This is a genomic window from Thalassotalea coralli (assembly GCF_055786205.1).
Genome location: NZ_JBVVBK010000007.1, coordinates 61,702 through 75,712, shown reverse-complemented (window position 1 = coordinate 75,712; position 14,011 = coordinate 61,702). Strand labels below are relative to the sequence as shown.

The 14,011-nt window shown below is 37.8% G+C and carries 9 protein-coding genes; 5 read left to right on the top strand and 4 right to left on the bottom strand.

The window, feature by feature from the left end:
- Nucleotides 1–70 precede the first annotated feature (70 nt).
- The gene (locus tag ACOB80_RS16945; protein WP_473167043.1) at nucleotides 71–1,915 is read left to right on the top strand and encodes a winged helix-turn-helix domain-containing protein; all 1,845 of its coding nucleotides are present in this window, start codon (nucleotides 71–73) and stop codon (nucleotides 1,913–1,915) included.
- 80 nt (nucleotides 1,916–1,995) lie between these two features.
- Here the strand turns inward: ACOB80_RS16945 and ACOB80_RS16940 are convergent, their stop codons facing one another.
- Complete coding sequence (locus tag ACOB80_RS16940) at nucleotides 1,996–3,171, bottom strand: MBL fold metallo-hydrolase (RefSeq protein WP_473167042.1); 1,176 nt, start codon at nucleotides 3,169–3,171, stop codon at nucleotides 1,996–1,998.
- Nucleotides 3,172–3,462: 291 nt separating this feature from the next.
- Between ACOB80_RS16940 and ACOB80_RS16935 the strand changes: the two genes are divergently transcribed.
- Nucleotides 3,463–5,574 carry a winged helix-turn-helix domain-containing protein gene (locus ACOB80_RS16935; RefSeq protein ID WP_473167041.1) on the top strand — a complete coding sequence of 704 codons (2,112 nt, stop codon included), beginning with the start codon at nucleotides 3,463–3,465 and terminating at the stop codon, nucleotides 5,572–5,574.
- A gap of 187 nt (nucleotides 5,575–5,761) precedes the next feature.
- Here the strand turns inward: ACOB80_RS16935 and ACOB80_RS16930 are convergent, their stop codons facing one another.
- Nucleotides 5,762–6,760 carry a tetratricopeptide repeat protein gene (locus ACOB80_RS16930; protein WP_473167040.1) on the bottom strand — a complete coding sequence of 333 codons (999 nt, stop codon included), beginning with the start codon at nucleotides 6,758–6,760 and terminating at the stop codon, nucleotides 5,762–5,764.
- A 138-nt stretch (nucleotides 6,761–6,898) separates the two neighbouring features.
- On the opposite strand from ACOB80_RS16930, the gene ACOB80_RS16925 reads away from it, so the two are divergent.
- Complete coding sequence (locus ACOB80_RS16925) at nucleotides 6,899–8,068, top strand: sensor histidine kinase (protein WP_473167039.1); 1,170 nt, start codon at nucleotides 6,899–6,901, stop codon at nucleotides 8,066–8,068.
- A 7-nt stretch (nucleotides 8,069–8,075) separates the two neighbouring features.
- Here ACOB80_RS16925 and ACOB80_RS16920 read toward each other — a convergent pair whose 3' ends face one another.
- The gene (locus ACOB80_RS16920; RefSeq protein ID WP_473167305.1) at nucleotides 8,076–8,798 is read right to left on the bottom strand and encodes a LytR/AlgR family response regulator transcription factor; all 723 of its coding nucleotides are present in this window, start codon (nucleotides 8,796–8,798) and stop codon (nucleotides 8,076–8,078) included.
- Nucleotides 8,799–8,809: 11 nt separating this feature from the next.
- The gene (locus ACOB80_RS16915; RefSeq protein WP_473167038.1) at nucleotides 8,810–9,493 is read right to left on the bottom strand and encodes a histidine kinase; all 684 of its coding nucleotides are present in this window, start codon (nucleotides 9,491–9,493) and stop codon (nucleotides 8,810–8,812) included.
- Between the two features lie 277 nt (nucleotides 9,494–9,770).
- On the opposite strand from ACOB80_RS16915, the gene ACOB80_RS16910 reads away from it, so the two are divergent.
- Both ACOB80_RS16910 and ACOB80_RS16905 read left to right on the top strand, forming a co-directional pair.
- Nucleotides 9,771–10,694, top strand: coding sequence for an ABC transporter ATP-binding protein (locus ACOB80_RS16910; protein WP_473167037.1), 924 nt, complete (start codon nucleotides 9,771–9,773; stop codon nucleotides 10,692–10,694).
- The gene (locus tag ACOB80_RS16905) at nucleotides 10,688–13,924 is read left to right on the top strand and encodes a M1 family aminopeptidase (RefSeq protein ID WP_473167036.1); all 3,237 of its coding nucleotides are present in this window, start codon (nucleotides 10,688–10,690) and stop codon (nucleotides 13,922–13,924) included. Before ACOB80_RS16910 ends, ACOB80_RS16905 begins: the two co-directional genes overlap by 7 nt.
- Nucleotides 13,925–14,011 lie beyond the last annotated feature (87 nt).

Below are 14,011 nucleotides of genomic sequence, written 5' to 3'. Positions count from 1 at the left end.
ATGCTAGTATTGTTCCCTGAAAAAAGTCCTTAAATAATTCTCTTTTTATTCTAACAACCACTAAAAACTCATGGAAAGTGTCACTTTTACTCACGATGAATATCAGCTAGGTCCCTTTATTATCAAGGGGAAGGAAAATTTGTTGCTGAGTGATTCTGGTGAAGTAGTTATTAAACCGAAAGTGATGCATTTGCTTCTTTATCTATGCCAACATTCAGAAAAAGTCGTGACATTCGATGAGCTAAATACGGCTATTTGGCCAAAAGAAGTGGTGGGCGACAACGCCATTTACAACCTAATCGGCCAACTTAGAAAGGTACTTGGTGATAGTGCGAGCAAGCCCATTTATATTCAATCCATTTCAAAAGTAGGCTATCGATTAATCGTCAATGCAAAAGCTATTAAGCCAGAATCGATCGCTGAAAACCTATCGAGAGATGAACAAGCGAGCTCTCTTGCCGAAAAGCCCGCAAAAGTGTCAAAGCGTAATGTTAAGTTTATATGGAGCATAACGATTAGCTTAGTTGCCTTGTTATTAATACTAGGTTTACGTTACCTAACTACCGAAGAAAATCCTCTTTATAATCAAGACGATTTACGACAATTAAAACTGGCTAATTATCAGCTTTATCGAGGTGATGCGGAAGGAGTTAACCAAGCGATAGAGACACTACAACAACTTGTGATAGTCGCTCCTGAATGGCCTACTCCCAAGTTAACACTCGCCTTTGCCTATATTAGAAACGCTAAACGCGAGCCGAACCAAAAATCCTTTTGGCTGGAAAAAGCGCGAGTAATTAGCAATATGCCTGACCTAGGCATTAACGGAAAATTACTAACCTCAGTACTCGAACCTGATGCTAGTAACACCGAACATTTAAAGACGCTTCTGCATCAAGCATACGGTGACAAAGTATTAGTAAGTGCAAAACTCGCCTTTAGTGAATTATTATTTCAGCGAGGAAAAACAAAAGACGCGTTAACGCTGTTAACTGCAACGGTTCAACATTGTATGGATTGCCCGTTCGTTTATCGCAAGCTCGCTAATGTGCAAATAGTACAAGGCTTAGTAGAAGAGGGATTCAAAAGCTACACGAATTACCGCCAGTTAAGCGTCAGAGCTCAAAATAAGCCAAAAGACGATATAGGTTTAATGCCACTTACGTTCGACAATGTAAAAGAAATGGCACAATGGCACTTTCAAACAGACTTACCTAGTAACTTACCTGAAAATTTACCCCATAGTCAGCGTAATACTCTGGCGCTATTTTACCTATCACTAGATAGAATCAAGTTGGCAGAAAATATCCTCATTTCAAGCCCAGAATCTAGCACAGGTTTTTATGATTTATACACTCATGCTGCAATAGCCGGTGCTAAAGGCGACTTTGCTGCAGCTTACGAACTTCTGCAAAAGCGCCAATTAAGCTACCCAGATAACGACTACTTTAAACTCTCAGTTGTTTTTGCGCTATGGACGCTTGAAAAGCACGAACAGGCCCTGCAACTTTTCAAACAGTTTAATCTATTACCGTTAAAAGACGATTTACCTCAATCGATGTCTTTTGCGCCCTGGAGCCTATATGCGGCACTGTTACTTGAAACAGGGAATGAATCCCAAGGGAGAGAGATTTTACAGTATTTAGAACAGCAACTTAGCGCTGGTTTAATGCCTGGAAGTCAAAGCGCAAATACTCAATTTGCATCAATTCTTGCTCTACTAGGTAAAGACGAAGAAGCATTAGAGCAACTAACCATTGCTATCAAGCAAGGATGGGTCAGCGATTTTAATCAGAACTGGTGGAATCTAGAAGACTCGCCCTACTTTCGTTCAATTAAATCTCATCCCCGATTCAAGCAATTGGTAAATGATTACCATCACAAAATAAGCGGTATTACTAAAACATTGAACTAAGTTTATATTTTGAGTGACATAAGAGCGGAGAGCAATGCTGCTAAACTAACATTACCCTCTACTATGGCATAACCTAATCACTAAATTTTTTTGTGTATTTCTGCAGGAATGAGCTTTTCATAATAGCTGTCTTTCGGCATTTTCGGTGAAATTCCAACCACCTTTCCATCATTAGAAAAATGGAACAGCATATGCGAAGAGTCCGTGCGGCCTTTAAGTTCAAACTTTTTAGGTGATAAAGGACTAAGCGCAAAATTAAACTTACCATCTTGCATCACAAACAAGAGACCATTATTTACGCTAACTTCTAAAAGGTTTCCATTACTTGTTTGATATATCCCTTCATATGTTTTTAAGACGTTGCTAGCGATGTTATAAACAGGACGAAACTCTAATTCTATCAACTGTGTGATATTGTATTTAATCCATTCAGGTTTATCGCGATATATAGGATAGATTGCCACTGCCTTTAGCAATTCTTGATCGGTCGTCATTTCTTCAACAGACATCCCAGCGCGATGTTTTTTACCTACTAAATTGGTAAAGTTAGTTAATATCTCACTCGCTTGTTTCAATTCATCCCGTTGGCTAAACAAGCGTAAATCTTTATGGCCTGAAACAATTCGCGTTTCATCGTTGGCCATCTCATAAGCTAGATTAAAGCCATCAATATGACCTTTTACCCCATGATAGCCCGTGTATACCAATCGGTTTGTGCGAAACGCATCTCCTAATAACATCACATTACTATTTTCTAAATAGACGATGGTTTGGCCATTATTATGTGCCAATGTATGGCGAGCAGTTAACACCTCATCACCAAATGACATCGAAAAATAGTCATCAAACACAATATCTGTCCTTGCTTTAGTGTATCTAAGGTCTTTATGAGCGATTGCCTGAGCGCCTCGTTCCCTAAAATACTCGTTAGCATGATAATGGAAGTAATCTGAAGCTGGGTTAAAAACATAAGTGATTGGCTTATCTGTTAATTCTTTTATTTTTGCTTCTAAACTTGGTGCTACCGTCGCCATTTGCGCAGTAATCAATAGTACACCTTTATCGCCAATAACAATTGCACTATTAATGAATGACGTTTCACTCCAAGCCACGGATAACACATACACTTGATCGGTAACTTTTTCTGCGGTGATGTTGTAATGTTCGACTTTTTCCGATTGTTCAGCGGTGACGGCAAATACTGAAATTGATTGGGAAAATAACAACATTAATAACACTAGGTACATTTTCTTCATTTGAATAACTTTCTCCGTGATGTTTTTTATTCACCTCATCATCACACTTCAACTAACCAACACAATGTAGGGAGGCTGATAAAAAGCTATAGAAAAGCTGATGGCTTAATTATCAATAACTTAAACGGGAGATTTTTAGCGCTTCACAGTAATAATTTTTTGATATTTACCGACAAATTAGGTGACTGAATAAGACCAATGAGTAATTAAATGATTTAGATAGCGGAATTATTTAGGCACGGTATACTGCGTTTTTAGCTTTTATGGAATTGTCACTTTTGGGGGAGTTTAGTGATTGAGTTTTATGTCGGTGATTGCCGCATTGATATGGCACGTTCACAAATTGTTACCCAAGATGCAACGATTTCAATTGAGCCAAAAGTACTTCAAGTTTTGCTTATTCTTGCTGAAAATCAGGGACAAGTTGTTCCTCATGATCTCATTCTAGAAAAAGTATGGCCTGACTCTGTTGTCGGCGCTAATGCAATTCAACGCTGTATAGCTCAGTTACGAAAGGCATTTAAAGATGACGCTAAAACACAGAGAGTGATTTCAACTCACCCTAAAGTGGGTTACAGCTTACTCACTGATGTTAGATGGCAAACCGATAAAACAAGTACCCAAAACCAAGATAAGGCAGAACAACAAAAAACAGCTCAACTTAAAGTCGATAAAGTTTATATTCCTAAGCTGGTAGGCGTTATATTAATAGCCCTTTTCATCATAGTCTCATTTATCTACCAAGCGCTGCAGCCAGCTGAAAATCTTAACATTACTAAGCTCACTCCGTTAACAGCAACAGACAATAAAGAACTAAAGCCAAGTTATTCACCTGATGGTCGTTACATTGCCTTTGAGCGCTATATTGATGGTTGTGAAAATCAGCTTTGGGCAAAAGATACGCAAAATAACAAAGAATACTTACTCACTAAAGAGGTCGGGATATATGGTACACCTAATTGGTCACCGGACGGCTCCCAAATTGTATTTTCAAGTGTTTCTCGTTGCAGTAAAAATGATGTTCTAAAGGGTTGTACTGCGTTAAAAGCGTTATCTTTTGCGCTAGCGAAATCTTCCCCACAAACAACTAGAGAAATACTAGGTTGTGAAAGTAATGATTACCACTCACCTGTGTGGTTAGACAATGAGAGTATTGCTTTTATAAGCACTAAAGATGGTCAAGACAAATTACTCACCTTGTCATTAGCTGACAGTAAAATTAACACGCTTTATGTCCCGCAAAAAGAATCTCTGTATTCCCTAGATTTTTCAAACTCTCTTAATTTACTCGCTTTGTCACAGTTTGATGCGGCGCATAAGTATAGCTTAGTTCTTGTCGACCCTGAAACAACAGAGACGACTATCACTCCCCTAAAACCAGAAGGTGAACATGCAAACTATGGGTTTTGGCAGCTAAACTGGCACCCCACTCAAGAAAGTTTTATTACCTCTGCTGGAAAGTCTCTTTATACCGTCAATCTAAACGGTCAATTTACCGAGTACAGCTTCCCAACGATGCAAAATATATATGGCCCTAGATATCATCCACAAGCACATAGTGTAGTCGCGGCATTTGGGATGTTTGATTTTGATATGGGGCAGTTAACTTGGGAGAAGAGTGAAAACAATTCACAAAAAGAAAGGCATATCGCAACGAATCAACATATTTTTGCCCGTAGTACCGCTAATGAGCATAGCGCTAAATATCAACCTCAGGGTGATAAAATCGCTTTTATTTCAAACCGTTCAGGCAGAAATCAGATCTGGTTGTTAAACTCGGAACAGACAAGTAGCGCCCCAACGCAATTAAGTTATTTCCCAGCAGATAAGCCTGTTGACGCCTTTGCTTGGTCACCTGATGGCAGCTTAATTATTATTAACTCAGCAAGAAAGTTAACGATACTTGATCTTAACGGCGGAGCTACACCAATAAAGATGCCTTTTGATGTTGTTGATATTTACCACACCATAGGTGAAAGCCAGCTATTAATTAAAGTGGTTGATAATAATCAATACGCTATCAAACTGTTTGATTTTGACAGTCAGCATATAGAAACCCTTTATATTGGTGATAGCCAGCATGCATTACTGTCAGAACAGGGAAATCTATTTGTAATAGATGCTCAATTGGCACTAAAACAGGTAGTTGATCTTGCAGAGCAACCCGTCACAGAATTCGCAGAAAGTAAATCTGTCTCCATTCATCAAGGCGACAACAATAACTTATTGGTTTTAGACAGTCTGGGTAAACTTTGGCAATTTAATGTGGATACGTCTTCAAAATCTTTGTATTTGCCCGCCACTTTACACGTTGACAGTATTAACGACGTTGTGCCTGAGAAAAACACTCTGCTATTTTCCAAAGTGGTATCGATTAAAAAAGGCATTGTATTGCTCAATTAACACTGAATTATTTGGATAAAAACCATAGCTAACTTCAATCGTTGAGTTTTTCGCAACTAACTTAAATTTAACGGAATCGCAAAGGCGACGTTTAAGGTTTTCAGATTTAAAAAGCCTGCTTTATCGCAGGCTTTTTAAATTAAATCGGAGTAAAGGGCCCAGACCGCTATAATTAACAACTTCCTTGTCAATCGTCTAACTTTTCATCAATCCAATCTGATAATTGTTCGTCTTTAGTACTACTTAATAAACGTTTATAAATTTTATTCGCTTCATCTATTTGACCAGCTTGTTGATGAATATTAGCAATTCTAAATTCTGCCCATTCATGTGATGGCAAGTGAGAATAAGGCTTGTCTTCATGTAACTGCATATATTGCTGCAAAGACTTTATTCCTTTTTCATGTATGGAATTGCTATAGACACTCAACCTTCCAAGATCATAAAGAGCCAAGAGTTTAATATCGCTGTGTGTAGTTGAAGAGGCTGCAATAACTGCATCAAAGTAATCGACGGCTTTTTGATATTTTCGCTTGCCCATCCAGTGTTGCGCCATGATGAAGTCGAGCTCAGAGACGATATCAAATTTTTCTTTGGCGAGGTCGTAAAGTTCATACATATCGTCATAGTATTGTAGTTCTCTATATGTCTCCATCAGTAACTGATAGCTACTCTTATCGTGATGAACTAAGGACTTTTTCGCTATCGATAACGCTTGTTCAGGGTCACCACCTAATAAAGAGGGAGCATCTAAATAAAAGTGCACTAAAGAAGAAATGTATTGCTTATTTTCGGGTTGTAGTCTGACAGCTTCGCGCAATGATAGTTTTGCTTGTTTTGCGTAACTAGGCATGGCAAAAACGTTGCTATCTTCAGCTAGTTTTTCGTTGATTATCCCCTTTAAATGAAAGGACTCCGCTAACATCGATTTATCGCTATTTACCGTATATTTTTTTGCCAAATTGACGTAATCATCGGCCTCTTTAAGTTCATTTAGTGCCAAACTGATTTTTGCTAGATTTAACAAAACTTTCGGCTCTTTAGGGTTTTGTTTCATACTCTGCAAATATAGTGATTTAGCTTGTGGGTAGTTCAAATCCGCAAATGCTTTATCTGCATTTTCATTAGCAAACGTTACGTTTGAAACTAGCACACATGTTGCTATTACATTCATCAAAAATTTCATATTCCTATTCCTGCTGGTGACTGATGTTTAACAACATATCTAAAGAAATAGGCTGACAAAAGTTTTACTCTATTTTTGTGACAAACTGTGTTAAAACCTACATGAACTAGCGAAATCTTCGGAAAATAGAGCTTAACGATGTTAAGAAACGTGAACGTGTTGATATTAATTATCACAATTTTGGCATCGTGTATTATGGTAGGTATACGCGGTTTAGCGTTAGTCGAGTCGAGAAGCTTTGCTAATTCGTTGCTTGTCATCATATATACAAGTTACGGCTTATTATCCATTTTTAGTATCAGTTATATATTTCGATACAAGGCTTTGCCTTATAACTCAACCTACACGCTTGCTATTCTTAGTTGGAGCTTTTTCTGTGGCGTTGGTAGTCTGATTGTTATTATTGATTGGTTTGATCAAAGGCTAACTTACAATTTGGCCACATCGTCTCTTTATATTTTACTGACGATAAACCTCATCTACTTTTTTAATAAAAAAATTAGAGAAATTACCAATAGACTAACAATAAAAGGAAACGGGTTTTACCTCGCCTATTTGTTGGTTTGCATCTCGATATTCTTAGCTAGCCTTACCATGGATAAAGATGATCCATGGGGACCTCATATTCAACTAAAATTAGTCGCACTAACACTCTTCTGTCACTTGCTGTTGAGCTGGTGGCTCAGACAGCTAAAACTCCGATATCATTTTATTGGTGAACGCAAAAAACATGAGCTTGCTAGCTTATCAAATCAAATAACACCACACTTTTTGTTTAATACATTAAACAACATATATGGCTTGGCAGTAGAAAGCTCAGAGCAAACGGCACCTCTTGTAGAGAAACTAGAGAGTTTGATGACCTATACTATTTTTGAAGGAGAAAAGAGCACAACGACCATTACTAAGGAGCTCCAATATTTAGAAGATTACATAGAATTACAGTCGATACGATTTCATCGTCCTGTTTCCGTCAATATCGATAGTGAAATAGATGACAATAGTTTTGAACTTGCGCCGTTGTTGCTGATCATTTTAGTGGAGAACGCCTTCAAACACGGTGTTGATACACTAACAAGTGACGCTTGGGTTGACCTAAATCTAACGGTAAAAAATGGGATGCTGACTTTTCTTATTAGCAATAATTATACGTCAAAGAAAAGTCATGACGATTCTGGCATAGGCTTAACTAACTTCAAGAAACGGTTGACGCTATTTTACCCGCAAAGCTCTCAATACCATATTATTGATAACGACAAAGAGTATCAGGTATCGCTTTCACTGCCTGATTTAAAAACGAGTTCCTGACTACGTGTTACGTTGAAAGCATATTGATAACTTCAGACACTTGTTTTTTGTAGGTTTGCCCTATCGGAATTTCTTTTTTATCGACAAAGATAGTCGACTTAGAAATTGCTGATATATGCTTTTTAGACACGATAAATGATTTATGAACACGAATAAATTCACTTTCTGCTAAGTGTTTTTGGTAGTTAGATATTTTCTCCAGTGTCATCAACTTCCTTTCCTGCAACTGCAAGATACAGTAGTTTCCACAAGCTTCTATATACTTAATATCGCGGATATTTACTTGGTGATGAACCTTATCAACTTTAACAAACAAGCTGTCTCCTGCACTTGTTTGTGATTTATCATCATCAGCATCCTTTTCAGGTACTCTAGATGCTTTATCAACTTTTTGCACTGCCTGTAAGAACCGTTGTAAATTAAACGGTTTTACAAGGTAATCGCATACTGCCAATTCATAGCCTTCTAGCGCAAACTCGTCATAAGCCGTCGTAACAATTATTTGGGGTCGAGTAGGCAACGCTTTAACCATTTCAAAACCGCTCAACTGTGGCATATTGATATCTAAGAAGACCAAATCCACTTGATTTTGTTTGATAAAGTTCAAACCTTCAATCGCGTCATAGCATTGTCCAACCAAGTTTAGTTGAGGTAGTGCTTCACAGTATTTTAAAATTACCCTGTGAGCAATCGGCTCATCATCAATGATAATAAAGTTAATTTGTTCCATTTGATTCACTTTCATTCCTCTAGAGACAGAATAAACTTGAGTTCCTGACCTGAGTTTTTGGCGGAATTGTTCTCATAGCAGGCACTACTAACATAAACATCATCAAATAATGCTTTTAATCGAGTATCTAGTTGCTCACTAGTAAAAGAAAAGCCGAGCTTTGAAGAAATTATTAATGACAATTTATTGCCTAGCATTGCAATTGTTATATGCAGTTTTTCAGTCTGCCCTTGTTCAACGTTAGCTAAACAAAACTCAATAGCCGACACAAGCGATAAAGACGGCAACATACCGCTATTATTCTTTTTTCCAGGATCATCAAGCTTATTTGTCACGACAATTTCCATGTTATCGAACATGTTATTTGCCAATATAGCAAAGTTCTGTAAGTGCTCTATTTCATTACTCAAGGGCTGGTTATCTTGCTTACCTTTGTACAAAACATAACGCATGAATTGTGATAGCGTCATTATGAACTCAGGCGTAAGCGGGTCATTCTTAGTTGCTAACTGTTGAATCTTTCGTAAGGATGCAAAAAAAAACGCTGGCTTGATACGAGTTTTAAGCTGAGTAAGTTCAGCTAATTGAGTTTGTTTCTGCAATAGCTTGATTTCACGCCACTGTCTAAACAACCACATGGAAATGACAGTTGCTAGTAATAACCAAATTATGAAATAAACATTATTTTCAGACATGAAAAACAAAACATTTTAATCGTCAACATTAGCGCTCTATTTTTAACATAGCATTATAAATCGTTATCTAACAAGCAGGTTTTTATTGGCCTATAGGTTATTTACTCAATAAAACGAGTAAAATCTAGCATTGATGTCAGCGAGAAAAATAATAGAGCCCTAAAACTGACATTGTTCATCCTTAAAAAGAGGGTGTTCATCACAAAAAAGCTAAATTTCTGTATTTATCAACTCACAAATCTACCATGCCAATAAAGTTATTTAATGGTAGACAACGATGATACAAAATAATTTAAACGCCCAAAATCAGCTAAAAATTAATGGCATTCACAAGCAATATAAAAATGGTGTTAAAGCACTAAACGGTATTAGCTTAACGCTTTCAAACGGCATGTTTGGCTTACTTGGCCCAAATGGCGCGGGTAAATCAAGTTTAATGCGCACTATCGCCACAATTCAAACGCCAGATACAGGAAGCATTACCTTTAACAATCAAGATATTGTGGAATCACCTACCTCTATTCGCCCTTTCTTGGGCTACTTGCCTCAGGAATTTGGTGTTTACCCAAATACTTCTGCAGTTGATCTATTAGATTACCTAGCTGTTCTCAAAGGAATATTGGACAAAAAACAACGCAGCCAACAAATTGCCCAGCTTTTGGAAATGACAAATCTAACACACGCAAAAGATAAAGCAGTAGCAAGTTACTCAGGCGGAATGAAGCAACGATTTGGTATTGCACAAGCGCTGTTAGGAAAGCCCAAACTATTGATTGTCGATGAACCTACGGCTGGATTAGATCCTGCAGAGCGAAATCGTTTTCACAATATTTTGAATCGTGTTGCTGAGAATATGATTGTTATTTTATCTACTCATATTGTTGAAGATATTCACAACCTTTGCCCGCGTATGGCAATCCAGAAAAACGGTACTATCGAATATACTGGTAGCCCTCATGATTTGCTGTTAACCATGCAAGGTAAAGTATGGTTCAAGCATATTAACCCCTCTGAAGCGGATGCAATTCAACTCTCTCAACAAGTATTATCTGAAAGGCTGATTGCAGGCCAATGCCAAGTTAGAATATTTTCAGAAACACCACCAGGAAATGGCTTTGTTGCAGTAGCTCCTGATTTAGAAGATGCGTATTTCCACATATTAAACAAGCAAGAAGCAACCAAGGGAGTGTCAGCATGTTAAAGCAGCTCATTCAATTGGAATCAAAATTACACTTGAAACAACCGTCTTTTGTACTGCTATGCATTGCCGTGTTTGTCTATGGCGCGTTAATTTCTCTAGATAGCTTGGGACCAACCAATAATAACTTGGCACTTAATGCCCCTTATCGAATTTCGTTTTGGCTAGCCCTGTGCAGTATTGCTGTTAGCTTGCTGTATATATTCAGTAATATTGGCGTTCTCTTAAAAGATACTGACCACAAGTTTGACGCTATAACGGCAAATTTAGAGCAAAAAGCAAAATTAAAAAGTAGATTGGTCGCTTTGTTTTTGGGAGGAATTACCCTGCAAGGTGTTATTGCCCTTGGAATCGGCATTGCGATTAATTTTGTCGATACGGAAACATTTGTTAGCCAAAATACGTCATATTGGGATTATGTGACGCCATGGTTTATCTTCGGTGTTACTAACAATATGGTGTTTCTCCCCCTAATAGCTTGGGTAACTTTACGTTGGCGCACGCCTTTATTCACCGCTATTTGTGGCACATTATTGTTCATGTTTAGCTGGGGAATTATTCTAGGCGCAGGTTCTCCTGTTGCAGGGGAGTCGGTAATGAAATCAGCAGATGTACTATCCTTGTTGACGCTTATAGATCCGAGCGGTGTAGTCGCATTTTTTGAACAGTCCCAATTTTTAACGATAAACCAGAAAAACCTGTCGTTAGCTTTGCCCGACACAAATTGGTTGCTAAATAGAATAATTTGGATAACCCTTTCTAGCTTTGCCCTTTTTAGAGCAATAAACCTCGATACGACCTTAGTTACTACCTACCCAATTAAGAAATTGATTAGAAAAAAACAAGAGGTAAATATCGATAATAAAACTGGCACACCTTCTTTTGCTAGTTCAAATACAGTCAATGTAGATATCACGGAGAAATTCGCTTTTTCTCGATTTGTCGCATGTTTAAAGTTTGAAAGCCGATTAACATTCTCAGGTCGCCCATTTATTGTTGGAATGTTGATTTGGTCACTCATGACCATTCTAGCTCTACTCAATGGAATCGGCCTTTTCAGCTCGTCAGAATTTTCCAGTTATTACCCTAGTTCGTCTCGATTATTAAGCTACGTATTTGAGCCTTATGAGCTTTTTGCATTGATGTTTATTGTCTATTTCTCTGCAGAGCGAATATGGGCAGCGAAGCGTTGTAATTTTGGTGATATTTCAACAGCAACTAGCACTGAAGCGCTCAGCTTATTTTTCGCTAAACTTCTACCTATAGTTGCCATTCCAATCCTCATGTTAGTTATCGCCAACTTCCTTTCGATATTGCTGCTAACAAGTATGCCAAACGCCATTGTAGAACCGATGTTTCATTTGACTACCCTGTATTGGTTTACAGTTCCAGTATTGTTTAAAGTGGCTTTTGTATTCTTAATTGTCGTCGTTTGTCGACAACTTTCCAGCATGAACTATTTCACCGCCATGTTGGTAGCCATTGTAGCCCTATGCTTAGTACTTAACCTCAATATGGTATTAGGGTTGGAGCACCCGTTGACGAAAGTATTACAATTTCCAAGCTTAGTGCGAGGATATTCACCAATAGCTAGTTTCGGTAATAAGGGGGACCTTTTTGATTTTTATATTGTCTGCTGGAGCCTATTAGCTTTAGCCTTAATGATCGCTAGCTACATTATCAGTAAGAAATCGTTGACTCGGGCAACTCTTAACTCCCTAAAATCAGTCAAAGTATTTGCGGTAATTGCTATAGGCCTTTTAATTCAGCAAGGTTATTTGTTTGGCATCATAAACTCGGAGCTAGGTTATAAGTCTTCATCAGATAGACTTGCTCAACATGCAAATTATGAAAGAACATACCAAAAGTATTCAAAACAGCCTATTCCTGACATATTGAGCAGTACACTTGAAGTTGACATTTATCCTGGTGAACAGGCTTATAAAGTGTCAGCTAACAATGTTATAAAAAATAACAGCAATACATCACTATCGCGTATGTTGGTGACAAGTCGCTTTGCACTATCAAATGTATCTATTGAAGGAGCCTCCTTAGTAAAAGCAGACCCAAATCAGTTTGCTTATACATTTGAATTTAAGAAACCTCTAAAGCCTAAACAATCCACTAATTTTATTTATGATCTGAAAGTGAATGCGACATTATTTAGCAATAACAATTCGGTTTCTCCGAATAATAGCTACATAAACTTAAGTGACTTTGAACCAATTCTTGGTTATGCCAGCTACTTAGAAATAAAAAATCCATTCGAACGACAATCCCTTGGGTTGCCTGAAAAAGAATTTGGTAACAGCCGTCAAGCTTTAGGGAAATTTGTCACGAGCAAGCGTTTATTCAGTGTTATGTTATCCACAGAGTCTGATCAGACGGCAATCACGTCTGGCGAACTCAAAGCAACAGAAAAAAGCGATGGCCGTAACATTTACCATTACGAAACCGTTGCGCCAGTTTATCCAGCAATATCTTTTGCATCAGGCAGATATACTTCACGCTCGTTGCGTCATAATGACGTTAATATAGAATTATTCTATGACGCGGCGCATGATAAAAATATTGAAGAAATATTATCAGTCGCTAAACAGACGATAAGTTACAGCGAATTAAATTTTGCGAAATACCACGCACCAACACTGCGATTGGTAGAAGTAGCAGACTTCCACCCTTTTGGCGGCAAATCAACTCCAGGAATGATTGCACTTACTGAAGGGTTATTTCTTCAAGCCATAAATGATGGAGCAAGTATTAATAATGTTGCTCGAAATGTCGCCCATGAAGTTTCACACCAATGGTGGGGAGAAATACTAACACCTGAGCTAACCGCAGGAGACCAAGTTTTACTCGAGTCTTTAGCAAAATATACAGAACTGCAAATACTAGAAAACCTGTACGGCGGTGAAATGGCACAATCTTTAGCCGACTATAATGAGCGAAGATATCGCTCAGGAAAGGCTTTTGCTGCAGAAGCAGAGCCACCATTAATAGAAATGGATAATCAAAATTATCTTAGTTATGGCAAAGGACCTATCGTTTTTCTTAGAACAAAACAACTATTGGGTGAACAGCTATTTCACAAGAAATTAGCAGAGTTTATACGTCTACACTCAGGTGACATTCAAGGCACATTACCGGAATTAGTGGAATCATTGAAAGCGAGTGAAAGCATTGAGGCTCAGAGAAAAATTGACCAACTGTTTTCAACAGCAACTACAATTTAAAATCGGACTATATCAAGTTACATCTACTATTTTTACGAGGCATTTATTGTAATTAAACACTTCAATGGTGTAACTTGGTATTGCTAT

Excerpts from the sequence above, each read along its gene's own strand:
- ACOB80_RS16945 (WP_473167043.1), top strand. The coding sequence starts at position 71 with ATGGAAAGTGTCACTTTTACTCACGATGAATATCAGCTAGGTCCCTTT.
- ACOB80_RS16940 (WP_473167042.1), bottom strand. The coding sequence starts at position 3,171 with ATGAAGAAAATGTACCTAGTGTTATTAATGTTGTTATTTTCCCAATCA.
- ACOB80_RS16930 (WP_473167040.1), bottom strand. The coding sequence starts at position 6,760 with ATGAAATTTTTGATGAATGTAATAGCAACATGTGTGCTAGTTTCAAAC.
- ACOB80_RS16925 (WP_473167039.1), top strand. The coding sequence starts at position 6,899 with ATGTTAAGAAACGTGAACGTGTTGATATTAATTATCACAATTTTGGCA.
- ACOB80_RS16920 (WP_473167305.1), bottom strand. The coding sequence starts at position 8,798 with ATGGAACAAATTAACTTTATTATCATTGATGATGAGCCGATTGCTCAC.
- ACOB80_RS16915 (WP_473167038.1), bottom strand. The coding sequence starts at position 9,493 with ATGTCTGAAAATAATGTTTATTTCATAATTTGGTTATTACTAGCAACT.
- ACOB80_RS16910 (WP_473167037.1), top strand. The coding sequence starts at position 9,771 with ATGATACAAAATAATTTAAACGCCCAAAATCAGCTAAAAATTAATGGC.
- ACOB80_RS16905 (WP_473167036.1), top strand. The coding sequence starts at position 10,688 with ATGTTAAAGCAGCTCATTCAATTGGAATCAAAATTACACTTGAAACAA.